Annotated in this window: 23 protein-coding genes; 14 read left to right on the top strand and 9 right to left on the bottom strand. The window is 74.6% G+C overall.

Features of this window, described 5'->3' with window-relative positions; all coding sequences use genetic code 11:
* Positions 1 to 10: 10 nt before the first annotated feature.
* Genes hemG through K6U06_RS21360 form a run of 3 tightly spaced genes read right to left on the bottom strand, consistent with a single transcriptional unit; the run spans position 11 to position 3,308 of the window.
* Positions 11 to 1,381, bottom strand: coding sequence for a protoporphyrinogen oxidase (gene hemG, locus K6U06_RS21350; protein ID WP_262324004.1), 1,371 nt, complete (start codon positions 1,379 to 1,381; stop codon positions 11 to 13).
* The gene (gene hemE / locus K6U06_RS21355; RefSeq protein ID WP_262324005.1) at positions 1,378 to 2,430 is read right to left on the bottom strand and encodes a uroporphyrinogen decarboxylase; all 1,053 of its coding nucleotides are present in this window, start codon (positions 2,428 to 2,430) and stop codon (positions 1,378 to 1,380) included. The genes hemG and hemE overlap by 4 nt, the downstream gene beginning before the upstream one ends.
* 59 nt (positions 2,431 to 2,489) lie before the next feature.
* Positions 2,490 to 3,308 (bottom strand): hypothetical protein, encoded by an 819-nt coding sequence (locus tag K6U06_RS21360; RefSeq protein ID WP_262324006.1) that lies wholly within the window; start codon positions 3,306 to 3,308, stop codon positions 2,490 to 2,492.
* Positions 3,309 to 3,394: 86 nt separating this feature from the next.
* On the opposite strand from K6U06_RS21360, the gene K6U06_RS21365 reads away from it, so the two are divergent.
* Complete coding sequence (locus K6U06_RS21365) at positions 3,395 to 6,079, top strand: HelD family protein (RefSeq protein ID WP_262324007.1); 2,685 nt, start codon at positions 3,395 to 3,397, stop codon at positions 6,077 to 6,079.
* Between the two features lie 20 nt (positions 6,080 to 6,099).
* Here the strand turns inward: K6U06_RS21365 and K6U06_RS21370 are convergent, their stop codons facing one another.
* Positions 6,100 to 7,251 (bottom strand): glycosyltransferase, encoded by a 1,152-nt coding sequence (locus K6U06_RS21370; protein ID WP_262324008.1) that lies wholly within the window; start codon positions 7,249 to 7,251, stop codon positions 6,100 to 6,102.
* Positions 7,252 to 7,430: 179 nt separating this feature from the next.
* Between K6U06_RS21370 and K6U06_RS21375 the strand changes: the two genes are divergently transcribed.
* Positions 7,431 to 7,982 (top strand): orotate phosphoribosyltransferase, encoded by a 552-nt coding sequence (locus tag K6U06_RS21375; protein WP_262324009.1) that lies wholly within the window; start codon positions 7,431 to 7,433, stop codon positions 7,980 to 7,982.
* 12 nt (positions 7,983 to 7,994) lie between these two features.
* On the opposite strand, the gene K6U06_RS21380 is transcribed toward K6U06_RS21375, so the two are convergent.
* Entirely contained in the window at positions 7,995 to 8,858 is an 864-nt protein-coding gene (locus tag K6U06_RS21380; RefSeq protein WP_262324010.1) for a sigma-70 family RNA polymerase sigma factor, read from the bottom strand.
* A 221-nt stretch (positions 8,859 to 9,079) separates the two neighbouring features.
* On the opposite strand from K6U06_RS21380, the gene K6U06_RS21385 reads away from it, so the two are divergent.
* The 5 genes from K6U06_RS21385 to K6U06_RS21405 all read left to right on the top strand — a co-directional run bounded on the left by K6U06_RS21385 (position 9,080) and on the right by K6U06_RS21405 (position 12,492).
* The gene (locus K6U06_RS21385; RefSeq protein WP_262324011.1) at positions 9,080 to 9,850 is read left to right on the top strand and encodes a response regulator transcription factor; all 771 of its coding nucleotides are present in this window, start codon (positions 9,080 to 9,082) and stop codon (positions 9,848 to 9,850) included.
* Positions 9,851 to 9,949: 99 nt separating this feature from the next.
* Positions 9,950 to 10,558, top strand: coding sequence for a pyridoxamine 5'-phosphate oxidase (gene pdxH / locus K6U06_RS21390; RefSeq protein ID WP_262324012.1), 609 nt, complete (start codon positions 9,950 to 9,952; stop codon positions 10,556 to 10,558).
* Between the two features lie 66 nt (positions 10,559 to 10,624).
* Positions 10,625 to 10,957 (top strand): rhodanese-like domain-containing protein, encoded by a 333-nt coding sequence (locus K6U06_RS21395; RefSeq protein ID WP_262324013.1) that lies wholly within the window; start codon positions 10,625 to 10,627, stop codon positions 10,955 to 10,957.
* A 169-nt stretch (positions 10,958 to 11,126) separates the two neighbouring features.
* On the top strand, positions 11,127 to 12,062 hold the full coding sequence (locus tag K6U06_RS21400; protein WP_262324014.1) for an RNA polymerase sigma factor RpoD/SigA: 936 nt from the start codon (positions 11,127 to 11,129) through the stop codon (positions 12,060 to 12,062).
* A gap of 22 nt (positions 12,063 to 12,084) precedes the next feature.
* The gene (locus tag K6U06_RS21405; protein WP_262324015.1) at positions 12,085 to 12,492 is read left to right on the top strand and encodes a YjbQ family protein; all 408 of its coding nucleotides are present in this window, start codon (positions 12,085 to 12,087) and stop codon (positions 12,490 to 12,492) included.
* Positions 12,493 to 12,531: 39 nt separating this feature from the next.
* On the opposite strand, the gene K6U06_RS21410 is transcribed toward K6U06_RS21405, so the two are convergent.
* From K6U06_RS21410 to mobF, 3 genes are read right to left on the bottom strand one after another with little or no spacing between them, the layout of a single operon-like run.
* Positions 12,532 to 12,975: a hypothetical protein gene (locus K6U06_RS21410; RefSeq protein WP_262324016.1), complete on the bottom strand. Its 444-nt coding sequence runs from the start codon at positions 12,973 to 12,975 to the stop codon at positions 12,532 to 12,534.
* Positions 12,972 to 14,063 (bottom strand): YbhN family protein, encoded by a 1,092-nt coding sequence (locus tag K6U06_RS21415; protein ID WP_262324017.1) that lies wholly within the window; start codon positions 14,061 to 14,063, stop codon positions 12,972 to 12,974. Before K6U06_RS21415 ends, K6U06_RS21410 begins: the two co-directional genes overlap by 4 nt.
* Before the next feature lie 57 nt (positions 14,064 to 14,120).
* Positions 14,121 to 16,757 (bottom strand): MobF family relaxase, encoded by a 2,637-nt coding sequence (gene mobF, locus K6U06_RS21420; protein WP_262324018.1) that lies wholly within the window; start codon positions 16,755 to 16,757, stop codon positions 14,121 to 14,123.
* Between the two features lie 95 nt (positions 16,758 to 16,852).
* On the opposite strand from mobF, the gene K6U06_RS21425 reads away from it, so the two are divergent.
* Genes K6U06_RS21425 through K6U06_RS21445 form a run of 5 tightly spaced genes read left to right on the top strand, consistent with a single transcriptional unit; the run spans position 16,853 to position 23,187 of the window.
* The gene (locus tag K6U06_RS21425) at positions 16,853 to 17,248 is read left to right on the top strand and encodes a DUF6112 family protein (protein WP_262324019.1); all 396 of its coding nucleotides are present in this window, start codon (positions 16,853 to 16,855) and stop codon (positions 17,246 to 17,248) included.
* Positions 17,245 to 18,648 carry a hypothetical protein gene (locus tag K6U06_RS21430; protein ID WP_262324020.1) on the top strand — a complete coding sequence of 468 codons (1,404 nt, stop codon included), beginning with the start codon at positions 17,245 to 17,247 and terminating at the stop codon, positions 18,646 to 18,648. The genes K6U06_RS21425 and K6U06_RS21430 overlap by 4 nt, the downstream gene beginning before the upstream one ends.
* Positions 18,645 to 20,135, top strand: a complete 1,491-nt coding sequence (locus K6U06_RS21435; RefSeq protein WP_262324021.1) for an SCO6880 family protein — start codon at positions 18,645 to 18,647, stop codon at positions 20,133 to 20,135. The genes K6U06_RS21430 and K6U06_RS21435 overlap by 4 nt, the downstream gene beginning before the upstream one ends.
* The gene (locus K6U06_RS21440) at positions 20,132 to 21,454 is read left to right on the top strand and encodes a VirB4 family type IV secretion system protein (RefSeq protein ID WP_262324022.1); all 1,323 of its coding nucleotides are present in this window, start codon (positions 20,132 to 20,134) and stop codon (positions 21,452 to 21,454) included. The genes K6U06_RS21435 and K6U06_RS21440 overlap by 4 nt, the downstream gene beginning before the upstream one ends.
* A complete protein-coding gene (locus K6U06_RS21445; RefSeq protein ID WP_262324023.1) occupies positions 21,451 to 23,187 on the top strand; it encodes a type IV secretory system conjugative DNA transfer family protein in 1,737 nt (578 codons plus the stop codon). Before K6U06_RS21440 ends, K6U06_RS21445 begins: the two co-directional genes overlap by 4 nt.
* A gap of 37 nt (positions 23,188 to 23,224) precedes the next feature.
* Here the strand turns inward: K6U06_RS21445 and K6U06_RS21450 are convergent, their stop codons facing one another.
* Positions 23,225 to 23,746, bottom strand: a complete 522-nt coding sequence (locus tag K6U06_RS21450; RefSeq protein WP_262324024.1) for a DoxX family protein — start codon at positions 23,744 to 23,746, stop codon at positions 23,225 to 23,227.
* 233 nt (positions 23,747 to 23,979) lie between these two features.
* On the opposite strand from K6U06_RS21450, the gene K6U06_RS21455 reads away from it, so the two are divergent.
* Positions 23,980 to 25,311 carry a Mur ligase family protein gene (locus K6U06_RS21455; protein ID WP_262324025.1) on the top strand — a complete coding sequence of 444 codons (1,332 nt, stop codon included), beginning with the start codon at positions 23,980 to 23,982 and terminating at the stop codon, positions 25,309 to 25,311.
* Positions 25,308 to 26,093 (top strand): type 1 glutamine amidotransferase, encoded by a 786-nt coding sequence (locus K6U06_RS21460; RefSeq protein WP_262324026.1) that lies wholly within the window; start codon positions 25,308 to 25,310, stop codon positions 26,091 to 26,093. Before K6U06_RS21455 ends, K6U06_RS21460 begins: the two co-directional genes overlap by 4 nt.
* The last annotated feature ends 6 nt before the right edge of the window (positions 26,094 to 26,099 follow it).

Consider the following 26,099-nt stretch of genomic DNA (forward strand, 5'->3'; position numbering starts at 1 on the left):
TCCCGCCGGCTCAGGTGGCCGGTACCCCCGCCGCGATCACGGCCCGGGCCGCCCGCCGCCCGGACCCGATACAAGCCGGGATCCCCGACCCGCGATACGACGAACCGGCTAGCGCGACCGCCGGGGACGCCGCGCGCAGCGAGGTCTCGATGCTCGCGACCCGCTCCAAGTGGCCCACCGTGTACTGGGGGAACGCCGCTGGCCACCGGGCGACCCGGGTGCTGGTCGGCTCCGGGAGGGACCGCCCGAGCGCCGCGCCCAGCTCGCCGGCCAGCCGATCTACCAGGGTCTCGTCGTCGAGATCGAGGGCTCGATGGTCACGGAACCGCCCGGCCGACAACCGCACCACGCTGGTCCCCGGTTCGCTCCAGTGCGGCCATTTGTTGGACGCGAAGGAGCACGCCGTCATCAACCGGCCCGCGGAGCGCGGCACCAAGAACCCGTTGACGCCCTCTGGCGCCGGGACAGACGACGCAGCGAACGACATCGTCACCAGCGCCACCGACGCGTAGTCGACCAGGCGCAGCCCGGCCGACGCGTCCGGGGCCATGCCCTCGACGATTCCCGCTGCCGCCGGCGCCGGCGCCGCTACCACGGCGCCGTCGTATCGCTCGCCGCCGTCGAGCGTCACCCCGCCGCCCGGCGCCGGCCGCACGTACCTCACGGCGACGTCGCGGAACGCGACGCCCCGCTCCACGAGGCGCTCGACGAGAACGGCGACCATCCGGCCCAGGCCGTCGCGGGGCGTGAGGAAGATGGGACCGGTGGCGCCGCTCGGCGACGTGCCCCGCAGCGCCAGCAGCAGGCTTCGGGACTTGCGGGCGGCCGCGAGGAGCTGGGGGACCGTCGCCGCGGCGCTCAGCTCGTCGGCCCGCCCGGCGTGGATGCCCCCGACCAGCGGGTCGACCAGGCGCAGCGCCACCTCCTTGCCGAACCGGCGAGCCACCAGGTCGTACACCGACACGTCCTCGGCGATGTCGGTGCGAGGCAGGACCAGGTCCAGTCCGGCGCGTGCGGCACCGAGCGGGGAGAGGATCCCGCTGCGGACGATCGCGGAGACCTTGCCCGGCACCCCGAGCACCAGCCCGGCGGGCAGCGGTCGCAGCCGCTGCCCCCACCAGACCATGGACGATCCAGCGGCCGGCGCGAGCAGCTCGTCGGCCAAGCCCAGCTCGGCGCACAACTGGACCGCCTCGGGCACCCGGGTGAGGAAGGCGTCAGGGCCGGCGTCCACCGGCCGCCCCTCGAAGTCGGGGGTGTGGATCTTCCCGCCGAGGCGTCCCGGCTCGTACACCACGACCTCTGCAGCAGGGTCCGACCCGGTCAGCTCCCACGCGGCGGCCAGCCCGGCGATCCCCCCGCCGGCGACGGCGTACCTCACTGGGCGCCCGAACCGCTCGTCGCCGGCGTCGAGTGGACCAGGTCCACCAGCCGGGCCAGCACCGACGGGTCGGTCGATGGCAGCACGCCGTGCCCCAGATTGAACACGTGCCCCGGCAGTCCGGCCGCCGTGGCCAGCACCTGACGGGCTTTGACCTCGGTCGCCTCCCACCCGGCGATGACCACCGCAGGGTCCAGGTTGCCTTGGAGGGCGACGGTGGCGCCTGTGCGCTCCGCGGCAGCGTCGAGAGGCACCCGCCAGTCCACGCCGACGACGTCGGCGCCCGCCTCGGCCAGGAGGCCGAGCAGCTCGCCGGTGGCCACACCGAAGTGGATGCGGGGCACGCCCAGGTCGGCCACGCCGGCGAACACCTTGGCGCTGGCCGGCAGCACGTAGCGGCGGTAGTCGTCGGGGGCCAGCGCTCCGGCCCAGCTGTCGAACACCTGCACCGCCGACGCGCCCGCCCCGACCTGCGCCCGGAGGGAGGCGATGGCGTAGTCAGCCAGGCGATCGAGCAGCGACGCCCACAGCTGCGGGTCGGTGTACATGAGGGTCTTGGTGCGCAGGTAATCCTTCGAGGGGCGACCTTCGATCAGGTAGCTGGCGACGGTGAACGGGGCGCCCGCGAACCCGATGAGCGGCACGTCGAGCTCCTTGGCGACGATGCGTACCGTCTCGACGACGTAGGGCGTGTGCTCCTCGGCGTTGAACGGCGGCAGCCGGTCAAGGTCGGCCGCGGACCGGAAAGGCTCGCTCGCCACCGGCCCGACGCCCGGGACGATGTCCACCCCGAAGCCGGCCCCGTGCACCGGCACGACGATGTCGGAGTACAAGATGGCGGCGTCCACCCCGTAGCGGCGAACCGGCTGAAGGGTGATCTCCGCGGCCAGCTCCGGCTTGGCGATGGCCTCGAAGAAGCTGCCGGTGCCCCGCACCGCCCGGTACTCGGGGAGGTGACGCCCGGCCTGACGCATGAACCACACCGGGGTGTGCGCCGCCGGCTGACGCCGGCACGCGGCGAGGAACGCGCTCGGGGCCCGCTCTGTCACCGTTTTGCCCGGTAGGTGCGGTCGTGCGTCGCGTTCATCGCCTTGACGCTACTGGCGGTTCACTGCTCTGGCCCCCGCAGGGCGCGACCCACGATCCCCGCGACTCGCCACGGGAACGTCGCGGCTCCCCGGAACAGTTCGATACCTAAACGGACCGGGAAGAAGCCGCCGTGGCTGACCGCCGCGGGCGCCCCGCCGAGCGCCGCGGCCAGGGCCGGCGGATCGACGTGGCCGGCGATGAGGAACACGTCGGTGGCGGTGCCGTCGCCGGACGAGGCGTGGCACGCCTCGACGTTGCACCCGTGGCCTTCGAACCACGACGCGGCGGCGTGGAGCAACCCGATGCGGTCCGGGGCTCTCACCGTCACCAGCACCCGCCCCAGCTGCTGGGGTTGTGTCTCGACCACCACCGGCGGCTCGGGCGCCCACGCCACCGGCACCGACAGGCGCTCGCCGAGGACCGCCCTAAGGCGGTGACCCACCCGCTCCCACTCCGCGTCGTCGAAGGGCAGCGTCGGGGGGGCCAGCACCGCTACTCGTTGCAGGGCGAGGCGGCTGCGGGGCAGGACGGTAGTCGCGGCGTCGACGACCGACAGCCCTTCGCTGGCCAACGCGCCGGCGGTACCGGCCAGCAGCCCGGGCCGGTCCTCGGCCACCACCGTGAGGCGGAACACTCCGGGCTGGTCGGTCGGGTTGGCGACCGCCCGCACCTCGCCGGCGGCGAGCGGAGGATGGCACAGCACCGCCTCGCCGGCGACGACCTCGGCCGGGGCGCCCATCAGCCAGGGGGTCCCCACCTCGCCGAGGATCTCGTCGACCAGATCGGCAGGAAGGCTCGTCGCCTCCAGGATCCGCCGGAGGTCTGCTGGACTGGCCACGGCAGATCGTAGCCTGGGGGCAGCCCGATCGGATCTGTGGCTTGCAATGGGACCCTCCGAGCAATAAGGCTTACACCTTCCCCTCTATGGCACACCCCGAGCTCCCGGCGGAGCAGGCCCACGTGGACCACGCCTACGCACGCCTGGAAGCGATGCGCGCCGCGGCGACCGGCATGCTCCAGGAGGCGTTCGGTGAGCGCGGCGGCACCTTCCAGTCCTTCACGGAGCGTGACATCAGGGTCCGGACCAGCCTCAGCCGCCTCGAGCAGCTCCAGATCGGCGACGAGGCCCTGGTTTTCGGTCGGATCGACCGGATCGGACCGTCCACCAACGGCGAGCCGGGGGCCGACGAGACGTTCCACATCGGCCGGCTGGCCATCTCCGACGCCGACCAGGAGCCGCTGGTGGTCGACTGGAGGGCTCCGGTGGTCGAACCCTTCTACCGGGCGACCGGCGCCCACCCGATGGGTCTCCGTCGCCGCCGGCACTTCCTCACCGAGGGACGCCGGCTGCTCGACCTCGAAGACGAGCTGTTCGACGAGGAGGGCACCGACGAGGGGGTCGGGCTGGGTCTGTCGGGCTCGCAGGTCCTCCTTGCCGCCCTCTCGCGGGCCAGGACCGGCCGGATGCGCGACATCGTGGCCACCGTCCAGCGGGAGCAGGACGAGATCATCCGCGGACCGCTCGGTGGCATCCTCGTCGTCCAGGGCGGCCCCGGCACGGGCAAGACCGCGGTGGCGCTGCACCGGGCTGCCTACCTGCTCTACACCCACCGGTTCCCCCTCGAGAGCCAGGGGGTGCTGGTAGTCGGGCCCAACCCGACCTTCCTCCGCTACATCGGCCACGTGCTGCCGTCCCTGGGCGAGAGCGGGGTGGAGCTGTCGACCATCGCCGGGCTCTACAGCCACGCGACCGGCCGGCGCTCCGAGGACATAGACGCCGCGCGGCTCAAGGGCGGGGCGCGGATGCGCAAGGTCATCGCCCGAGCCGTCGCCGACCGCCAGCGCCCGCTCCGGCGCACGGTGGAGATCCCCTATGGCCGGGCCGTCCTTCGCCTCACGCCGGAGGCCAGCGCCCAGATCGTCGCGGTCGCCAAGCGCCGGCCGGGAACCCACAACTCGCGGCGGCGGACCGTGGAGAACCTGCTGTGGCGCCACCTCCTCGAGGAGGTCCACCGGCGCATCCCCGCCGAGACGTCTACGCCCGCCGAGCTCCCAGAGGAGTACTTCCTCGACGATCCGCCGCTCGACGCGTCGCTCGGCGACGGGGTCGCGCCCGGCGCTGGCGCCGCTGGCGGGGAGCCGAGCAACGTGGTGCCTTTCGCCCGGCCGGATCCCTCTTCGCCGCCCCTTCCCGCCCCGCTCCCCTCGACGCCCCCAGCCGACGAGGGGCTGACCGCCGCAGAGCTGGGATCCGAGCTGCGCCGGCAGCCCGACGTGGCAGCCGCGCTGGACCGGATGTGGCCGATCCTCACCGCCGAGGAGCTGCTCCACGACCTCTTCGGCGCCCGCCCGCTCATCGATCTGGCGGCCCGTTCGGTTCTCTCCGACAGCGAGCGGGCCGCGCTGGTACGGCCCCGGTCGGCGTCACTGGCCGAGGTGCCCTGGACCGCCGCCGACATCCCCCTCCTCGACGAGGCCCGTGCCCTGCTCGGGCCGCCGAAGCGGCGGGTCGCTCCCGACGAGCCCGAAGACATCCGCCGATTCGGGCACATCGTCGTCGACGAGACCCAGGACCTCTCCCCCATGCAGCTGCGGATGCTGGCCCGCCGGTCCCTCGGCGGTTCGATGACCGTGGTCGGTGACATCGCGCAAGCCACCGGGTCGTGGGCTCCGGAGAGTTGGTCGGAGGTCGTCGCCCACCTCCCCGGAGACCGCGGGTGGCGCCAGGTCGACCTCACCGTCAACTACCGCACCCCGGCCGAGATCATGGATCTGGCCCGGCGGGTCCTGGCCGCCGCCGAGCCCGGGATGACCGCTCCTGACGCGGTGCGCGAGAGCGGCGAGCCGGTGCGGTTCGTTCCCGTCGACGGACCCGCATCCGCCCCTGTCGCCGCCGCCGACGGCCGGCATCAAGACGCCGCCGAGGTGCCGGTGTCCCCCGAGGCCGCGCCGGAGGCTGTCGCCTACGAGGGCGAGCCGGCGGAGGCTGTGCCCTACGGCGGCGAGCCGGTCCAGGCGTCGCTGTTCCCGCCGTCGGTCGGCGGCTACCCGTCACCGCCGGCCTACCAGCCGGAGTCGCCGGCGCGCCCGGTCTCGCCGCCGCGCCGGCCTGAGCCGCGCCGGATCGACCAGCGCCAGATCAACCCGGGGCAGTCCGAGGCGCGCCAGCCTGCGGTGGCGACGTCAGATGACCCCGGCCTGGTGTCCGCTGTGGTCTCGACGGCCGGGGCCGAGCTCGAGGCCCTCGCCGGGGGGGCCGGCGGCGACGGCCGCCTAGCGGTCATCGCCCCCCGGTCCCTGCTCGAGCAGCTCTCCGCCGGCCTTCGCTCCGCGGGCATCGAAGCCGGCGGCGGGTACGGCGCGGACCTCGACGCGCCCGCCGTGCTCTTGGCGGTGGAGGAGGCCAAGGGCCTCGAGTTCGACGGGGTGCTGGTGGTCGAGCCGTCCCGCATCGCCAGGGAGTCCGCCCAGGGGCTGCGCGCCGTCTACGTGGCGTTGACCCGCGCCACCCGCCGCCTGGCGGTGGTGCACGCGGAGGCCCTCCCCGAGGCGCTCCAGCCCGAAGGCGCCGGCGCTGCCGGGGGTCACGGCACCGACGTCGCTGGCTGAGGGTTCCGGTCCCGCCCCGGTCAGCGGCCGGTGAGTGAGCGGCCCCTCCACGCCAGCTCCCGGCCCAGGCCGATCTTGACCGCCGAGCGGGCGAAGCAGGCCAGGAACACCACCAGAGGCAGGGGGAACGCCGCCGCTGTCGGCGGCCCGAAGCGGCCGGCTCGGCGGAACAGCCACCCCATCTGTGCGGCCCACGCCACGTAGGTCACCGCCCCTTCTCCCGGCGACGACGGGCCGGCCCGCAGCAGGCCGCAGGCGACGCCGGCCGCCCTCGCCCCCGACACAGCGGCCAGGATCGCCCCCGTCACCCACCACGCGACCAGGCCCGCGGCCCACCGCGGCCCGCCGCCGGCCCCGGTGGCGAGCACCTTCGTCCACCCGTCGACCAGCTGGCGCAGGCCGCCGGGATACATGCGGAACGCGACCGCGTCGCCGCCGGCGAGGACCGCGACGGGCCGTCCCGCCTGGCGGGCGCGGCGGGCCATGGCCAGGTCCTCGGTGATCTTGGAGCGGACGTCGGGGTGGGCGTGCCCCCCGATCAGGTCGTAGGTGGCCCGGTCGACCGCCAGGCACGGGCCGAACGCCATCGGCCGGTCCCGAGCCGACTTCGACCCGAGAGGACCGAACGCGCCGGTGCCCATGAGCGCGACGACGTTGGCCACCGCCGAGAGCTGCTCGTAGGGCCGGACGGTCCGGTGGTACGGCTCCGCCGACACGATGCCGTTGCCCCCTTGACGGTCGTGCTCGGCCACGATCCGGGCCAGGCCGTCCGCGCTCAGTGTGACGTCGGCGTCGAGGAAGACGAGCAGCTCCCCGGTCGCTGCCGCCTGGCCCTGGTGCAGCGCCCAGCACTTGCCGGACCACCCGGCGGGCGGTCCCGACGACTCCAAGACCCGCACTCCGGCTCGCCGGGCCAGCTGGCCGGTCCCATCCGTGGAGGCGTCATCGACGACCACCACCTCGTCGGGCGGCTCCACCTGCGCAGCCAGCGACGCCAGGAGATGGGGGAGCGAGCTCGCCTCGTCTCGGGCCGGGATCAGCACCGACACCCGCCGGCGGGGGGCTCCGCCGGCCGCCGGCGGTCGAGGGCCTGGCGTCCGGATGGCCGCGAGTAGCCAGGCGCCGGCGGCCCATTGGGTCGCGGAAACCGCGTGACGCCATGCGGGTCGCATCCGGGGCAGTGTGGCACGCCCTCCCGGCTCGGCGTCCAGTTGAGCACCGAGCGCCGTGCACAACTGGACCTCGAACCGGGCGCCTGCGCCTGCGCCTGCCGCCTGCCGCCTGCCGCCTGCCGCCTGCCGCCTGCCGCCCGCCGCCTGCCGCCTGCTGGCCCCGGTACGCTCCCGCCTCGATGACCATCGATGCGACAACGCGGGCCAGCCTGGCCAGACTGGTGCGGGCCCGGGGGTACGAACACCGCGATCCCCCCTTCCAGCTGACTTCCGGTGGCTGGAGCCACGACTACGTCGACGGCAAGCACGCGGTGGCGTCGGGGGGCGATTTGCGCACCGTGGCCGAGGCGGCACTCGAAGAGGTCGGTGGCGGTTTCGACGCCGTCGGCGGACCGACGATGGGCGCCGATGCGTTGGCTCACGCGATGGCTCTGCTCAGCGGGACCGGATGGTTCTCGATCCGCAAGGAGCCCAAGGGCCATGGCCGCAACGCCTGGGTGGAGGGGACCAGGCTTGAGGAGGGACAACGGGTGGTCGTCGTCGAGGACGTGGTGTCCACCGGTGGTTCGTTGCTTAAGGGAGTCGACAAGCTGAAAGAGCTGGGGGTCGAGGTGGTCGCAGCCACCGCGATCTTGGACCGCAGCCCGACGGTGGCCCAACGGTTCGCTTCCGCAGGGCTGGTGTGGCGCCCGCTGCTGACCTGGGAGGACCTGGGGATCGAGCCGCTCTAAGGCGCCGCTCGGCTAGGCGACCGACAGCAGATGAGGGTGGGGGAGGGCCGACCGGCGCTCCCGCGCCGAGGTGTGCTCGGCGATGGCCTGGTAGTACGCCTGCTTGCGGCGGGCCACCCGTCCGGCCCGGTTCCGGTCCTCGACCAGCTCGGGATCGAGCTGGCTGTTGATGCCGTCTTTCAAGAGGGCCAGCGCCTCGGTGCGCATCTGGGAGATGCGAGAGTCGGTGACGCCGAGCTCTCGGGCCAACACCTGCATCGGGAGGTCCTCGAAGAAGCAGCCGATCACCACCCGGCGCAGGCGCTCGGGCAGCGCTTGCACCGCGGCCAGCATCGTGCGGCGCTGCTCCTCGGCCAGCACCGCGTCATCGGGCGTTCCCTCCGCCACCAGCAGGATCTGCTCGGCCCGACCTTCGAGGGGGAGGGCGTCGAGGTTGAGCACGACGGCGCGGTGGACGTCGCCGGCGATCGCCTCGACGGCGGCCACGGTCATGCCCATCGCCTCCGCCAGCTCGTCGCTGGTCGGTGTCCGGCCCAGCTGCGCGGCGAGGCGCTCGGAAGCGGCGGCGACGGCGCGGGCCTTGGCCCGCACCGAGCGGCTGGCCCAGTCCCTCGAGCGCAGCTCGTCGAGGAGCGCTCCCCGGATGCGGGTACTGGCGAAGCGGCCGAAGGGGATGCCGCGGGCCGGATCGAAGCTGCGAGCGGCCTGCGCCAAGCCGATCATCCCGGCCGAGATCAAGTCGTCGCGCCCGACGTGGCGGGGGACCCGCCCGGCGACCTCTGCCACCGCGTAGTGCACGAGCGGCATGTGCGCCCGGACCAGCTCCTCTTCGCTGCTGCGGCGGGGCTGCTCGGCGGTGGTGTGTGCATCAGGCATATGCAAGCTGTCGGACCGTCCGCCGGGCGGCTGCATCGGCCGGGAGGATGAGATCCTGAGCGCCAATGCCCCGATCGGGGCATTGAATCTGACCCTTTCGGACTAGTCACCTCGGCGTAAGCTGCGACCGCGGTCCAGCTGCGACTGTTTTGGTCCGCTTTATCCGAAGATCCGGCGTCGAGGTGGCCCTTCGGGCCCGGGTGCGCCATCCTTTCCTCGTCGTGACACTGCTCCGCCCACCACCGTCCCGGTTCGCGCCGGCCATCGCAGCGGCCACCACCGCGGCTGTGGTGGCCGACCGTTGGCCGCTCATGCGGGTAGGGCTGGCCAAAGCGGTGAGCCTGGCCGGGCTGCGGGTCGCCGGCGAGGTGCGAGACCTGGCGGAGGCCGCCGGCGTGGCCCGCCAGCAGGAGGCGGGCCTGGTCGTCGTCGGCGACACCGACGAGACCACGTCGGCGACCCTCCGCCGGCTGCCCGCCGGCTTGATGGTGGTGGCGCTGGTGCGTCAGGCCACCCGCGACGAGCTGGCCTCGCTGCTGGCCGCCGGGGTTGCGGGGGTGTCGCTGCGTTCGTCGACCCCCGAGGAGCTCTGCGACATCCTGCGCCGGGCCCTGGATGGGGAGCGGGCGGTGGCCCAGGCCCTCGTCCCGGCGTTGGCCGGATGGTCGGAGGCCGGTGCCGGGGGAAGGAGCAAGGCCAGCGCCAGCCGCGGGTCGGAGGCCCGCAGCGCCGGCGCCGCAGCGGGTGCCGCCGCGGAGGGGGCGGGCACGAACGCCGCCGCACCGTCGGATCCCCAGGTCTCGCTGACGTCGAAGGAGCGCGAGGTCCTCATCGCGTTGGCCGCCGGCGCCACCAACCAGCAGATCGCGGCGCAGCTTTTCGTCAGCCCGGCGACGGTGAAGACCCACCTGGCCCACATCTACGTGAAGCTCGACGTTGGCGGCCGTCACGAGGCGCTGTCGCGAGCAGTCGCCCTCGGCATCGTCCACTGACGGCTGGCTCGCCAGCCGGCGGGCACCGGCGGCGGGTCGAGGGGCGCAAGGACGTTCGGCTCTACTCGTTGCCCAGGTCCCGCCGGTAGCGTCCGGTCGGTGGCAGAACGCACCCTTTCCGAGGCCGACCTCCCTGCCGACCCGATCGACTTTTTCTCCACCTGGTTCGCCGACGCGGTGGCTGCGGGCGAGGCCGAGCCCGAAGCCATGGCGCTGGCCACCGCGGACGGGGCCGGGCGCCCGGCGGTGCGGTTCGTGCTGCTCAAGTCCTGGGACCGGCGGGGGTTCGTGTTCTACACCAACGCGCAGAGCCGCAAGGGGAGCGAGCTGCGGGCCAACCCGCGTGCCGCTCTCGCCCTGCGCTGGGGGAGGCTGGACCGCCAGGTGCGCGTCGAGGGGTCGGTGCATCCCCTCGACCCGGCCGACTCCGACGCCTACTTCGCCACCCGGGCCCGCCGCTCGCAGGTCGGAGCGTGGGCGTCGGCGCAGAGCTGGCCCCTCGACGGTCGTGACGCCCTCGACCGCCGCGTCGCTGAGGTCGACGCCCGCTACGCCGGCGTTGCGGTGCCCCGCCCCGACTACTGGTACGGGTGGGGGGTGCAGGCCGAGGCCATCGAGTTCTGGCAGGGCCGGGAGAACCGGCTGCACGACCGGTTCGTGTACCGCCGGGACGGTGACGGCTGGAGCACGACCCGGCTGTCGCCTTGAGGGGCGGGCGGGTGATTGGGGGCGATAGGTGGAGAAAGGGGGCCGGGAGCGGCCCACAATGGAGCCATGTCTGACCGTCGCCCGCTCGAAGTCGACCTCGTCACGTTCGCTGACGCCCATGGAAACGGGGCCAGCGTGCTCGACGTGCGCAACCCCGACGAGTACGTCGCGGGCCACGTCCCCGGCGCGGTGTTGATCCCCCTCGGCGAGCTGGCCGCCCGGCAGGCCGAGATCCCCGACGGTGACCCGCTCTACGTCATCTGCGCGGTCGGCGGCCGCAGCCTCACCGCCGCCAAGGCGCTGGTCGACGCCGGCTATTCGGCGGTGTCGGTCGTCGGGGGGACCAACGGGTGGATCGAGCAGGGCCGTCCGGTGATCGGCGGCCTCTCCCCGGCGTGACTCGACGCCGCGACGGGTGCCTTTACCCTCCAGGCCCCTTCACGAACCGGTGAACCTCCGGTATCATCGAACACGCTGACTTGTACCGACCTGGCGCCCCCGGTGCCGTGGCGGACGGTCGGTCTGAGGATCCGGGAGTCCCGGGTCTCGGCGCAGCGAGAGGACCCTAGTGCCCAACAATCACGCCGCTCAGCCGGAGGAGGACCTCGTCCGCCTCTATCTGAACGACATCGGGAAGCACGCGCTCCTGACCAAGGACGACGAGGCCCGCCTAGCGCAGGCCATCGAAGCCGGGCGGGAGGCGCGCACCGAGTTGGCTTCGGGCGCGACGATCACCGCGGCCCGCAAGCGGGAGCTGCGGCGCCTGGTGCGAGGCGGCGACGAGGCAGCCGAGACGTTCGTCAAGGCCAACCTGCGCCTGGTGGTCTCGATCGCCAAGAAGTACCAGGCGGCCGAGCTCCCGCTGCTGGACCTGGTCCAGGAGGGCAACCTGGGCCTGATGCACGCGGTCGAGAAGTTCGACTGGCGTAAGGGATTCAAGTTTTCCACCTACGCCACGTGGTGGATCCGCCAGGCCATCACCCGCGGCATCGCCAACACCGGCCGTACGGTCCGCCTGCCGGTCCACGCCGGGGACCTCCTCACCCGGGTGACCAAGGCCCGCGGCCGCCTCGAGGGGCAGCTGGGGCGCCGGCCCACCGTCGCCGAGCTGGCCGCCGACTTGGAGCTGGAGGAGGAGAAGGTCACCGAGATCCTCCGCCATGCCGCGGAGCCCCTCTCGCTGTCGGAGCCGCTGCGAGAGGACGGCGACGCCGAGCTGGGCGACGTCGTCGAGGACCGTTCTGCGGTGTCGCCGTTCGACGCCGCCGCTGCTTCCCTCCTCTCCGGCGAGGTCAACAAGATGCTGATCGCGCTCGACGAGCGCGAGCGGGAGATCCTCCGGTTGCGCTTCGGGTTGGACCGGGGCGAGCCCCGCACCCTCGACGAGGTCGGAGAGCACTTCAGCCTCACCCGCGAGCGGATCCGCCAGATCGAAGCCCGGGCCATGTCCAAGCTGCGCCACCCCTCGACCGACCGCGGGGCCCGGGAGCTGCTCACCGGCTGAGCGTCCCGCTCAAAGCAGGCTGATGGACAGCACAGAGATCGAGGTCGTCACCGGCACCGACCGGTTGACCGACCTGTCGGCGATCGTCGGGGCTTGGCTGCGCGACGTCGGTGCCGGGGACGGTTTGGTGCACGTCTTCGCTCCGCACGCGACGGCCGGCCTGGCGCTCATCGAGCTGGGCGCCGGCTCCGACGCCGACCTGTCGGCGACCATCGACACGCTGTTGCCCCGCGACGACCGGTGGCGTCACCGGCACGGCTCGGCCGGCCACGGCGCGGACCACGTCCTGCCCGCTTTCATCGCCCCGTCCCTGGTCCTGCCGGTCATCGGCGGGCAGCTGGCGCTGGGCATCTGGCAGAGCGTGGTCCTGGTCGACACCAACGCCGACAACCCCCGCCGGACCATCCGTCTCAGCTTCCTGGCCGGCTGATCCCCCGCTGCGCCCCGCTGCGGCTCGGTGGGCGACCGGCTACAGCGTCCGGCCCTTGAGGTTCCTCGGCAGGCGATCCCCGACGTAGCTCCTCAACACGGTGAGCTTGGTCGCGTTGACGAGCACGACGGCGTAACGACCGTACGCCCCCGGCGCCGCCCCCGCGACCTGCCCGGCGCTGAACGGTCCCTTGAACGCCACCGCGCACACCGTCGTGTCGATCTCCCCGGGCGTCGACGGCTGGGACTTCAGCCGGGCCGGGACCGCGTCCGCCGGCAGGCGGTGCACGCCCAGAAGGTGAGCTCCGGGGTCGTGGACCGCGGCCCGGGCCGCCGGCAGGGCCTTGAAGCATCCGCTCACCGCCCCGTTGGTGATCCCCGGATGGGCGACGCCGCAGCCGGCGGCGGCCACGCTGGCGGCGAGGACGGCGGCGGTCACCAACGACCGGAGCGCGCCGGGCGAGCGAGGGGCACGGACGGTCATGTAGAGGGGAGCTCCGGGATGGGGACGCCGGGGTCGCTGGCCGCTGGCGTGGAGTGGGTGCGGCGGGTCTGATAGGCGAGCAGGCCCCACGCGCCCCAGCCGAGGGGGAGCATGGCCCAGAAGTTGAACAGCCGGTACACGAGCACCGCGGCGACCGTCGACGCTTCGCTGCCGCCGAAGGCCACCAAGGCGATGGTCAGCGACCCTTCGACCACCCCGAGCCCGCCGGGCGTGATGGGCAGGTTGGTGGCCAGCTGAGCCGCGGTGTAGGCCAGGAGCAGGCCCCGCCACGGGATGCTGGCGTTGACCGCCAAGAAGGCCATCATCAAGCAGCCGAGGTCGAAGATCCAGTTGAACGCGGCCATGATCCCCGCCACCGCCCAGTCCCGCCGGCTCGGGCTGATCGCGCTGACCCGGCCTCTCGCCACCCGGACGACCTCGTGGGGGTCGCCGGCGGGACGGCGGGTGACCCACTGGCTGAGGCGCACCGCTTTGACGGTGTGCCCGAGGAACCACTCCCGCCGGCTCCAGAAGATCACCAGCAACCCCATGGCGCACACCAGGCCGACGATGACGCTCACCAGGTCCAGGGCGCTCCCGGTGCTGGCGGCCATCGCAAGGCCGACCGCCGCCAGCGCCGACAGGCTCATGAGCGACAGGATGGTCATTGCCACCACGACCCACCCGGAGAGGACGTCGTCGGCGCCGAACCGGCGGTACTGACGGAACGCGTACGCGGCGGCCAGGACCACCCCGGCGGGCAGCGAGTTTTGGATGGCGTTGCCGGCCAGGGTGACCCCGGTCATCGGGGCCAGGCCGGCGCCGACCTCCCCGGCCTGCAGCAGCCGGCGCTGCATGCCGGCGAACGCGACGTAGGAGATCAGCTCCGCGCCGGCCGCGAAGACCATCCAACCCCAGTGGAGGTGGGCTAGGTAGCTGCCGGCGCCGCTCAGCTCGTCGGTCTTGCCGGAGATGGCCCAGCCGGCCAGCGCCGCCACCCCGAGGACCAGCACCACCTTGGTCGCCCGCCACCAGGCGGGACGGCGGACGGCGGGGGCCGAGGCGGCGGAGGCGGGAGAGACGGGCACGGTCCCCCGCATGATCGCACGGTGAACCCGTCAACCTCCGAGCGGCCCCGCGCCGTGTCAGGCCAGGCCCAGCCCGGCCTCCGGGCGCTGCGCCGCCTGCCGGGGCTGGTCCAACGCCACCGCCATCGCCCGGATCCTGGCTCGCTCCAGGGCGGGGGTGGCGGCCTGCTCCGCTCGCCGGTCGCGGTGGCGGTCGAAGCGCAGGCTGGCGGCGCGGGCCAACGCGTCGGCCCGCCACGCCGCGGCGTCCCCGAGGACCCGCCATTCCGCCAGGTCACCGCCGTGGCCGGCGACCCAACCCCCGGGTTGGCGCAGCGCGCCGCGGGGCTCGGCCGCCGGGTCGGGCGGCCCGGCGGCCATCAGCAGCGCCGCCAGGCGGCGGCGCTGCTGGTCCAGCACCGGCAGCGGTCGAGACGCGCGTTGCGCCAGGGTGGCCGGGTCGGGAGGCGGCAGCGCCGCGGCGAGCGCGTCGAGCTGACGGCGAGGCGGTCGGCGGGTCGCGGGCGCGACCAGCGCCACGCCGACGACCCGATCCTGCAGGTGCCGCACCGCGGCTGGGTCCCCGAGCAGGAGGACGTGTCTCGCGGCGGGGGGCACCCGCGCCGGCCCGGAGGCGTAGCCGTGACCGAGACGCCGGGCTTCGTGTCTGTCGAGGGTGGCCTGCCGGTCGGGCCATTCGACGCGCAGCCGCCCGCCGCGGGCATCGACGCCCACGACCGTCCCGTAGGTGCCCGACGCGACCCCGAGCCGGCGCAGCGCCATGACCCGGTCGCCGGCCTGATACCACCGGCCTGCGGACTCGATCGCCGGGCCGTCGAGCTCGCCGAGCGCCTCGCGCCGCCGCCTGGCCTCGGCGTTTAGAGCCTCGACCTCGGCGGGGCCCAACCCGACCAGCACCGGCCGGGCGCCCGGCGGTGCTGATGCCCATCGGTCCGCCAGCGCGGCGATGGCGTCGAGAGGCCCGACCCCCACTGCGCAGGTGGGGCGGCCGGCATCGGTGACGCTGAGCGCGGCGGGCGCCCGCGCCTCGGTGGAGTCCATCCCCTCGGCGTAGCCCAGCGCCGCATCCGACCGCGGCCGGTCCCCCCCGTCGACCAGCTCGGTGAGAGCGCCGCTGGCCGGGTGGTGGCGAGCCGGGAGGGTGCCGCCCTCCACCAGCACCACGGTGGTGTCGCTCTGCCCGGCGCGCTCGAGCAGGTCCCGCAGCTCGGGGGTCGGCCGCCGGTCGGCTCGGTCGACGACCAGTACCGCCGGCGCGGCGTCGGAGGCCGGGGGGCGCAGCCCGGCCAGGGCGTCCCACCGGCGCCGGGCTGCGCCCGGAGCGACCAGCCCGACCGTGAGGCCCGCCGCCTCCCAAGCGTCGCGGGCCGCGGCGAGGACTGCGGCTTGCGCGATCAGCCGGCTCGATCCCGCGACGCCAGGCACCACGACGACGCCGCGCCGCCCGCCGAGGATCGACTGCAGCTGCGCGGCTTCCTCCTGCCCCAGGCGGTGCCTGGCCCGCACGGCGTCGATGTCCTCCGGGGCGATGCGATGCGGCGCCGGCCGGGGTGAACGCGACAGTGCCATCACGGCGGTCACGTCCTGGCCGGCGGCGGGAGTGGTCCAGCGGCCGGTGTAGGGATCGGGGTCGGCGCAGAAGCGGCGGACCCATCCGTCGACCTCAGCGGGGAGCATCCCTCCGTCGCTGGTCGCGGCCACCGCCCTTACGACGTCGAGCCCGCTGAAGGTGGTCGATCGGGCTCGCAGCCACTCGGTGACCGCCCCGCCAAGGGCCGCGGGCGAGCCGCCTGCCGCGGGCGGCGGGCTGCGGCGCGCCGAGGCGCAAAGCGCCGCGGCTTGCTCCGGGCCGAAACCGGCGCCCCTCACCGCGGCCTCCCACCCCCCGCCCACCGCCGGCAGCGGTCCGCCGGCGGTGCCGGGCGCCTGGCGGGAGGCGGCTCGCACCGCGCGACGGGCGGAACGTCCGGCGACCTCCGGCGTCTCCCACCCGCGGAGTGAGGCCGCGACGTCGCGGCGGCGGTGGCTGGCCGCGGCGACGGCGGGCGCCGGGACGCCCTCCACGTCGAGCAGGCCGGCGTTGTCGGGGTTGGCCGGGTCGACCGGCCGCCATCGGAAGTCCAGCCCGGCTTCGCGTAGGCGGGCTCGAAGCGCCAGGCGGTAAACCCCTCCGAGGGGCCGCATCGCCGGCCATAGCGGGCTGCTGGACAGCGCCGACCACCTGCCGCCGGCGAGGGCCACGTTGACCAGCAGGACATGGCTGTGGAGGTGGGGGTCGCCCCCGTCGCTGCGGCTGTGGTCGTAGCGGGCCAACACGAACCCTTCGGCGACGTCCACCCTCCCCCGTCGCCGGACCCGGGCCCCCCTTGCCGCCAGCCACCGGACCGCGTCGTCCACGGCGCTTCTGTGGGCGGCGGTGACGAGCCCCCTGTCACCGGCATTGGCGAGGGCGGCCACCAGCGACAGCGATTTCGGTGCTGCGAAGGTCAGGTCCCACCCGGCCCGGCGGTGGGGGACGGAGCGCAGGCCGGGCAGCGGCCCGCCGGTGGGATGGCGCCCGGCCAGCACCCGCCGCAGGGGACGGGCATCGACCGGCCCCCGCAACCCGAGGCTCGGGGCGGACCCGCCAGCCCACACCCCCGGCTCCGGCCCGTCCAGGAAGTAGGCGGCGGCACCGACCGTAAGCGGGGTCACGACAAGCACACCCCAGTATGACGCCAAAAAGATTGGAAATACATGAAAAGATGTGAAACACTGTTCAGGGTCGTCGCCGTCTCGAAGGAGGACCCGTGCTCCCCACCCCGCTGGTCACTGTCGCCGCCCGCTCGGTCCGCCATGTGGCGGTGCTGGTCGCCGCCGCGTCGCCCACCGCCCCGCCGACCACCGACGTCCGGGTGCCTGCCGTTGGGCGGATCGATCCCGGCGCCGCGCAGAACCTCGTCGTGCCCGGCACCACCTTCCTCGACAACCTGGCCAGTGGCCTCGGCACTTGGGCTCTAATCGCGTCGGTCATCGGCATCTTCGCGGGTGGCGTCATCTGGGCGTTCGGGAGCTACTCGCAGAACTACCAGCAGGCGTACAACGGGCGGAAAGGTGTCTTGGTGTCGGGCGTGGCCGCCTTGCTGATCGGCGCCGGTCCGCACCTGATCGGCTTCTTCTACTCCCAGGGGAGCGTGATCCGGTGACCGGGTTCTTGGCGGTGTCCCCCCTGAGCCCGGGCTGCGGGCTCCAGGCGATCTGCGCTCCCGTGCAGGGACTCGGTTCCATCGCCGGCCACGCCTTGGGCTCGGCGGCCAGCAGCGCCACCACCGGCGCAGCCCTCGCCATCTTCCACACCTTCGAGGGAAGGCTGACCCAGGACGCCAAGGGCGCTACCGGTCACATGCTGACGGCGGTTTTCCACGAGGCGGACATCCCGTCCCTGTCCGGTCCGTGGTTCCTCGGGCAGCTGGCCGCGATGGCTCGAGTCACCGCCCTGGTGGTGTTCCCGCTGCTCATGGCCGCATCCATCGGCGCCGTGATGCGCCAGGATCTGGGACGGCTGGTGCGGACGTGGCTGGTCTGGCTCCCCCTGGCGGGGATCTCCACGCTGCTGCTCATCCCGATAGTCACCGTTGCGGTGGACGCCTGCGATCAGATGACCTCGGCGGTGACCGGCGGGATCGGCCCGCAGATCCAGCGGTCGGCGCTCCATCTGGTCCCCGCCGCCGTTGACGTCGGCGGCGGCTTGCTCGCCACGCTGATCGGGGGGCTGGTCCTCCTCGGTGCCCTGGCGATCTGGTTGGAGATGGTGGTTCGGTCCTCGGCGATCCTGATCACGGTGTTCTTCCTGCCGCTGCTGCTGGCCTGCCTGGTCTGGCCGGCCACCGCCCACGTGGTGCGAAGGGTGGTAGAGGTCCTCGTCGCCCTGATCCTCTCGAAGTTCGTGGTCGCGGCGGTGCTGTGCCTCGGCGTCGCCGCCATGGCGCCGGGGAACGGCGCCGGCAACCATCCCGACCTCCTGGTGGGGGTGGCCATCCTGTTGCTGGCCGCGTTTGCCCCGATGGCGCTGCTGCGCCTGGTCCCCGTGGTCGAAGCCGCGGCCATCGGCCACCTAGAAGGGCGTGCCCGCCAGCCGTTTCGGGCCGCGACCGACGCCGTCGGACGGGCGCATCGCCAGCTGCCCATGATGGCCAAGATGCTCGGCGTCGACGGGCCGCGCGGCGCCGCCAGCAGCGAGGTCCTCGGCGCGGCGGCCGACCAGGGTGAAAGCCCCGGCGGGGGCGGGCCGAACGGGGTGCCCGGCGCCGGCCCGGGCGCCGGGCCGGGCGCCGGGCCTGGTGCCGGCCCTGGCGGCGCCGGGTCGGCCGTCGCAGCGGCCGGGCTGTTCCCCTCCGAGGTGCCCCGGATGGCCGGGTTCCCGGTCGGCGACGCAGCCGACGCCGCCGCCGGCAGCGGATCCACCCAGGCTGGAGGAGCTGGAATCGGCGGCATCGCAGGCGTCGAAAGCGGGGACGAGGCGTCCGATGCCACCGCTGCGGTGGGGGCCGGCGCTGATCATGCCCGCTCCTGGGCTCAGGTGCCGGCGGCCGAGGAGCGCCGATGAGCGTCGGCGGCGCTCGGGAGCGCCCCGAGCCTCGCTACCTGTTCCCTCCGCTCGAGCGTCGGGGTGTGGTGCTCGGACTTCGCGCCGGGTCTCTGGTGACGCTGGTCGGCGGGGCGGTCATCGCTTTGGGGGTGCTGCGATCGGTGCCGGGCGCCACCGGTGTGGCTGTCGCCGCCGGCCTGCTCCTCGTCGCGGTGGCAGCCGGCTGCTGGCCCGTCGCCGGGCAGCCCCCGGTCAGCTGGCTGCCGGCGGTGATCGGATGGGCTCACCGGCGCGGCTACCAGCCTCGCCTCGACACCGAGGCCGGTATGGGAGCCGAGCCGGTGTCGCGCCAGCAGCTCGCCCCCGGCCCGCCGGGGACCGGCCGCTCACCCACGGCGCCGGCGGGCATCCGCCTGCGGGTCGCCCCGGCGGTCCCCGGCGAAGCCGCCCTGGGCGTGATCGAGGACCTGGCCGCCCGCAGCTGGGCGGCGGTCGTCCCCGTCCGGGGCACCACGCTCAGCCTCCTGGACCCCGAGGAGCAGGCCCACCGGCTCGCGTCGTGGGGAAACGCCCTGGCCGGCGCGGCCCGCGCCGGCAGCGCGGTGCACCGCCTGCAGTGGGTCGAGCAGTGCGGGCCGGCCGACCCCGGCCCACTCCGGCGCACCGCCGGCGCAGCCAACGGACCGCCCCGGGCGGCGGCGAGCTACCGGAGCGCGGTCGAGGCCGAAGCGCCCGGGACGTTGCAGCACCAGACGTGGCTGGTGGTGGCGGTCCGGGCGCCGGGGCGCCTTCGGCTCCGGCCGACCGCCCCCTCGGAGCTCAACGCGGCTTTGCGGAGAGAGGTGAGGCTCCTGCGCTCACAGCTGCGCGCCGGTGACCTCGACGCCGGCGCCGCCCTCGATCCCGCCGCGCTCGGCCAGCTCTTGCGAAGCGCGTGCGACCCGACCCGGCCGGCGTCGACGGTCGGGTCCTCCTCGCCGGGACAGCCAATGGTCGGGGTCTGGCCCGCCGCGGTGGGCGAGGGGTGGGCGTCGGTCCGTGTGGACGGCGCGTGGCAGGCGACGTACTGGATCGCCGAATGGCCCCGCCTCGCGGTGGGCCCAGACATGCTCAGCCCGCTCCTGCTCGGAGGGCTGGCCAGGACCATGTCGGTCACGATGGCGCCCGTCCAGGCGGAGCGGGCGGTGCGGGAGGTCCAGTCGGCGCGCACCGCGGCCCTGGCCGATGACGCCATCCGGTCGAGGGCCGGGTTCATCGACACCATCGCTCGCCGCAAAGAGGCCGAAGGGGTCCGACGCCGGGAGGCTGAGCTGGCCGAGGGGCACGCCGACTACCGGTACTCCGGCTACGTCACCGTGTCGGGGACCACCGAGCAAGCCCTCGAGGAGGCGTGCGCCGAGGTCGAGCAGGCCGCCCGGCAGTGCCACCTCGTAGTGCGCCGCCTGTACGGCCGGCAGGCGGAAGCCCGGACCTGGACGCTGCCGCTGGCGAGGGGGCTGTCGTGAGGACCCCGCCGGCGCATCGGGCCACCTCCGCCCATCTTCAGGCCGCCTACCCGTTCGTGACCGGCACCGAGAGGGTCGGGTCGGGGCCGGTCGTCGGGCGGGACCTCCTCGGGGCGGCGTTCTGCTTCGACCCGTGGGAGCGTTACGGCGCCGGCGAGCTCACCGGGCCGAACATGCTCGTCGTCGGGCAGATCGGGAGGGGCAAGTCCAGCTTCGTCAAGACCTTCGTGTGGCGGGAGCTGGCCTTCGGCCGCCGGGCGTGGGTCATCGACCCGAAAGGGGAGTACTCGGCGCTGGCCGAAGCCTGCGGGAGTCCGACGGTCCGTCTGCAGCCAGGCGGAGCGGCCCGCCTCAACCCCCTCGACGTGGTCGGTGCCGGTGCGGCGCCTGCCGGGCGGCCCGACGCGGGCCGCCACGGCTCGAGGCGGGGCGCCGAGCTGTTGGCGTCGGTGGCGTCGGCGTCGCTCGGGCGGTCCCTCCTCCCCGAGGAGCGCGCCGCGCTCGACCTGGCCGTGCGCTGGGCGTGCGCCGGCCAGCCCGGCACCAGCCTGACCCCTGGCGACCGGTCGGCGGCGCCGACGGTCGGCGCGGTGATCGGGTGGCTCCTCGAACCGGCCCCCGAAGCCGCGGCGGAGGTAAGCACCGACGTCGCGGGCCTGGCGGCAGCCGGCCGGCAGGTCGCCCTCGAGCTGCGCCGGCTGGTCGAGGGCGACCTGGCCGGGATGTTCGACGGTCCGACGACCGTCGGCTTGGACCTCGACGCGCCGATGGTGGTGCTCGACCTGTCGGCGCTATACCGGTCGCCGGCCCTCGGCATCGTCATGATCTGCGCGTCCGCGTGGCTGCATTCGGCCCTGGCCGCCGGCGACGGGATCAAGCGGCTGGTAGTGGTCGACGAGGCTTGGGCGGTGCTCCACGACCTGGCCACCGCCCGGTGGCTGCAGGCCAGCTTCAAGCTGGCCCGGTCGCTCGGCGCCGCCCACATCGCCGTGTTGCACCGGCTGTCGGACCTCCAGGCGGCCGGAGCCGCCGGCAGCGAGCAGCAGCAGCTGGCCGAGGGGCTGCTCGCCGACGCCGAGACCAGGGTCGTGTTCGCGCAGCCGCCCTCGGAGCGCGACGCGGCCCGCGACCTTCTCGGCCTGTCGAGCGCGGAGGAGGACCTCCTCCCGCAGCTCCCGAGGGGCGTCGCGATCTGGAAGGTCGGCGACCGCTCCACCCTGGTCCGCCACCGGCCCCACGGGGTGGAGTGGTCGCTGATCGACACCGACGGGGCCATGCTCGAGCGCCGAGGCGTCGACGCGGCCGGAGGTCCCGCGTGACCGGCGCCGGGCCGCGGCCGCGAGCGGCGTCGGAGCGCCGGGGCGACGCGTGGAGCCTCGTCGCTCTCGCCGCGGTGTTGATGGTGGGGGCCTGGGTTTGGGTGACCGGGCAGGTCGCGGGTCGCCTGGCGAGCGGGCAGTGGCCGCCTGTGCCCGGCACCGACGTGCCGGGGATCGTGCGCCGGTTGCCTGCCGTGTGGCCCGACATCCGCGCCGCGTGGCCGCCAGCGGCGCGGCCCCGCCTGCCCGCCGCCCCGGTGATGGCGGCGATCGCCGTGGCGCTGGCCGTTGGCTGCGTCGCGGCCGGCGCAGCCGTCGTGGCGGCGTGGCGGCGTTGGCGTCCCGGCGAGCGCCGCGCCGAGGGCCGGCCCTTCGCCGTCGGCCGGCGCGCCGGCGGGAACGGCGGTGCTCGCTGGGCGCGCCGGGGTGACCTGGCGAGCTTGCGGGTGCGGGGCGCGACCCCCGGACGGCTCGTCCTCGGGCGCAGCGGCCGCAGCCTGATCGCGACCGAGGCGCGCCACTCGGTGCTGGTCCTCGGTCCTACCCAGTCCGGCAAGACGACCGGCCTGGCCATACCCGCGATCCTCGAATGGGACGGGCCGGTCGTGGCCACGTCGGTGAAAGACGACCTGGCCGCGACGACCCGGCGGTGGCGGGCGGAGAGCGGCACCGCGTGGGTGTTCGACCCGACGGCCACCTCCGGTCTCGCCGGGCTGGCCGGCTGGTCCCCGCTGGCGGAGGCGGCCGACTGGGCCGGGGCGCAGCGGATGGCCTCCTGGCTGGTCGAGGCCGCGCCGGCCCGCAGCGGCATGTCCGACGGGGCGTTTTGGTTCGCGGCCGCGGCCAAGCTGCTCGCCCCGCTGATGCTGGCCGCCGCCGCGGCGGGGGCGACGATGGCCGACGTGGTGCGCTGGAACGACCTGGGCGACTACCGCGAGCCGCTCGACGTCCTCGACGACTCAGGCTGCACCGAGGCCGCGGTCGCCCTGGAAGCATGCGCGGCGCGCGACGAACGCCTCCGCAGCTCGGTGGCCACCACCCTCGAGACCGTCCTGGCGCCGTTCGCCGATCCGGTCGTAGCCGGGGCCACGGCCCGCACCGACATCGACGTTCAGCGGCTGGTCACCGGCCGCGACACCCTCTACCTGTGCGGTCCCAGCCACGAGCAGTTCCGGGTGCAGGGCCTCTTCGCCGGGCTGGTCGCTTCGGTCATCGCCGCCGCGGTCGACCACGTCCATCGCTGCGGGCGCCCTTTGGACCCGCCGCTGCTCGTCGTGCTCGACGAGGCGGCCAACATCGCTCCGCTCCGGGATCTCGACACCCTGGCGTCGACCGCGGCGGGGCTCGGCGTGCAGCTGGTGACCGTGTGCCAGGACCTGGCGCAGCTCGCGACCCGCTACGGCCAGGACCGGGCCCGGACCATCGCCAACAACCACCGGGCCAAGCTGGTCCTCTCCGGGGTGTCGGACCTCTCTACCCTCGACCTGGTGTCGGGGCTCGCCGGTGAGGCCGCGGTGCGCGAGCACAGCGAAAGCGCCGACCTCCGCGACGGGCGGCGCACCCGCACCTCCTCCACCGTGTACCGCCGCCTGGCGTCCCCCGACCTGCTGCGCCAGACGCCGCCCGGGCGCGGCGTGCTCGTCTACGGCCACCTCCCGGCGATCCGCCTCGGGTTGCGACCGTGGTACCGCGACGCTCGGCTACGCCGGCGCGCCGGGGTCAGCTCCCCCTAGCCCGATCTCGGACACCGGCGACACCCGACGCTCGAGCCTACGAGGCGGTGTCGCTCGGGCGCCGGCCGACGGTCAGCACGCCGAGGGCGCTGCCGATCCCGAGAGCGGAGGCCAGGAGAGCCCGCAGCAGACCGCCCTTGTCCTTGCCCCGGACCCGGTCGACAGAGAACCGGCCGGGGCCGAGCGCGGCGATGGTCGCGGCGACCGCCCCGACGATCCCGACGTACTCCCAGCCGCCCTTGAAGATGAAGAAGCCCTTGCCCTTGTGGTCGGTGGCCGCCGCGGACGTCATCACGCCGATCACCCCGGCGGCGGCCCACGGTGTCCCCGCTCCGAGCGTAAGCATGGCGCCGGTGCCGATCTCGGTGCCGGCCGCCACCCGGGCGTGCACCGCCGCCGGCTGCAGCCCGAGCGACTCGAAGTAGCTGGCGGTCCCCTCGAGGCCTCCAGGGCCGCGGACCTTGTTGAGCCCGTGGATGACCATCATCGGCCCGACGGTGAGACGCAGCATGAGCGCCGGGAGATCGATGCCGGTTCGCCCCGCCTTGGCCTTGGCCATCCTCGAATGCCTCCTCCCGGGTCCGGCCTGTCCGTCCCCTCGACCAAACCTAGTGCCGTGCGCCACCCGCCCGGCCAGCCTGCCCTCCTAGCCGGCCGGCCTGGCCGCCCGCCCCGGCCCGCCTGGCCGCCCGCCCCGGCCTGCTGTGGCCGCCTTCCCGGCCCCTGCATGGGCCCCGGCCGGAGCCGGGCGTGACGGGCGGAGGGGGGCGGACGGTACCCTTTCGCATCGTCGTGACCCGCCAGAGCGCCCCCCCGCCCGCTCCCGCCGGCCTCCCCGTCCGGACCCGCGTCGCTGCCGGCGCCGGCGCGGCGGTCGCCGGGCTGTCGCGCCGGCTGGGACGGGGCGGCGGGTCGGTCGTCGGGGGGAGGGCGACGCTGGCCATCGACCCGCACGCCCTGCAGCACCTGGCCGCCGGTCACGCCGTCGCGTTGGTGTCGGGGACCAACGGCAAGACCACCACCACCAGCCTGCTGCGCGCCGCCCTGTCGACCACCGGACCGGTCGTGACCAACCTCCTCGGGGCCAACCTCCCGCCCGGCCTGGCCGCCGCGCTGGCTGCCGGGCCGCCCGCAGCCCCCGCCGCGCTCGAGGTCGACGAGGCGTGGCTGCGGCGAGTCACCGACGCCACGTCGCCGCGGGTGGTGGTGCTGCTCAACTTGAGCCGGGACCAGCTGGACCGCAACAACGAGGTCCGCCGGCTGTCCTCCGCGTGGCGGGCCACGTTCGCGGACCGGCCCGGCACGACGGTGGTGGCCAACGCCGACGATCCGCTGGTCGTGTGGGGAGCCGGAGCCTCCCCCGACGTGGTGTGGGTGGGGGCCGGGCAGCCGTGGACCGCGGACGCCTCCGGCTGCCCCAACTGCGGCTCGCGGATCGTGTTCGACACCCCGACCACCGGCGTAGTGGACCGCCACGCCGCCGGGTGGGCGTGCTCGGCGTGCGACCTGCGCCGGCCTCCCCTAGCGGTGTGGATCGAAGACGGCAGCATCGTCGGCGACGGCTGGTCGGTGCCGGTGCACCTGGCGCTGCCGGGACGCTGCAACCAGGCCAACGCCGCCCTCGCGCTGACCGCCGCGGTACGCCTCGGCGCCGAACCCGGACCGGCGATGGAAGCGATGGCCGCGACCGAGGAGGTCGTCGGCCGGTACCGGACCGTTGACGTCGCCGGGGTCGACGCCCGCCTGCTCCTGTCGAAAAACCCTGCCGGCTGGCTGGAGGTGTTCGACATGCTCGCTCCGCCGCCGGGCCCGGTGGTGGTGGCCATCAACGCCCGGATCGCTGACGGCAAGGACCCGTCGTGGCTGTGGGACGTCCCCTTCGAGCTTCTCGCCGGGCGCCGGGTGGTGGCCACCGGGGAGCGCAGCGCTGATCTCGCCGTCCGGCTGCACTACGCGGAGGTAGACCACGTCCGGGTGCCCGACGTGATGCAGGCGGTCCACGAGGCCGCCCGCCACGCCGCCGAAGTGTTCGCCGGGCCGGGCGCCCAGGGTCGCCCCGCCATCGACGTGGTGGCCAACTACACGCCGTTCCAGGAGCTGCGCCAGCGGCTGGGGGTCCGATGACCGCCACGCCAGGAGCGGTCGGGATCGTGCTGCTCTACCCCGACCTGCTCGGCACCTACGGCGATTCGGGCAACGCCACGATCCTGGCCCAGCGTCTCCGGTGGCGGGGACGGGAGGCGGAGGTGGTCACGGTCCTCTCCGGTGACCCGGTGCCCGAGAGCGCCGACGTTTACGTAGTCGGCGGGGGGGAGGACCTGCCCCAGGCCCTCGCCGCCCGGCAGCTCGGCGCGGGCAGCGGCAACGGTCCCCTCCACCGGGCCGTCGAGGGCGGCGCGGCGGTGCTGGCGGTGTGCGCCGGCCTGCAGATCCTCGGCACCAGCTTCGTCGGCCCCGACGGGACCCGGGCTGACGGGCTCGGGCTGCTCGACTGCGTCAGCGTGCAGGGCCGAGGCCGTAGGGCGGTGGGGGAGCTGGTCGTCGAGCCCGACCCGGGCCTCGACGTGCCGGTCCTGACCGGCTACGAAAACCACGGCGGGGTCACCACCCTCGGTCCCGGCGCCCGCCCGGCCGGCCGGGTCCGAAGCGGCGTCGGCAACGGCGACGGGGTGGACGGAGCGCTTCACGGCCGGATCGTGGGCACCTACCTCCACGGGCCGGTCCTGGCCCGCAACCCGGGACTCGCCGACCGCCTGCTGTCGTCGGTCGTCGGCCCGCTCGAGGCGCTCGATGATGCCGACAGCGACGTCTTGCGGGCCGAGCGACTGGCCGTCGCCGCCAGCCAGGCCTCCCCCGCGGGCCCGGCGGGGCGCCGCCGGCGCCTTTTGGCCCGGGCTCGCCGGTGAGCGAGC

Origin of the sequence: Acidiferrimicrobium sp. IK (assembly GCF_025499425.1) — a bacterium.
Taxonomy (GTDB): Bacteria; Actinomycetota; Acidimicrobiia; order Acidimicrobiales; family Palsa-688; genus Acidiferrimicrobium.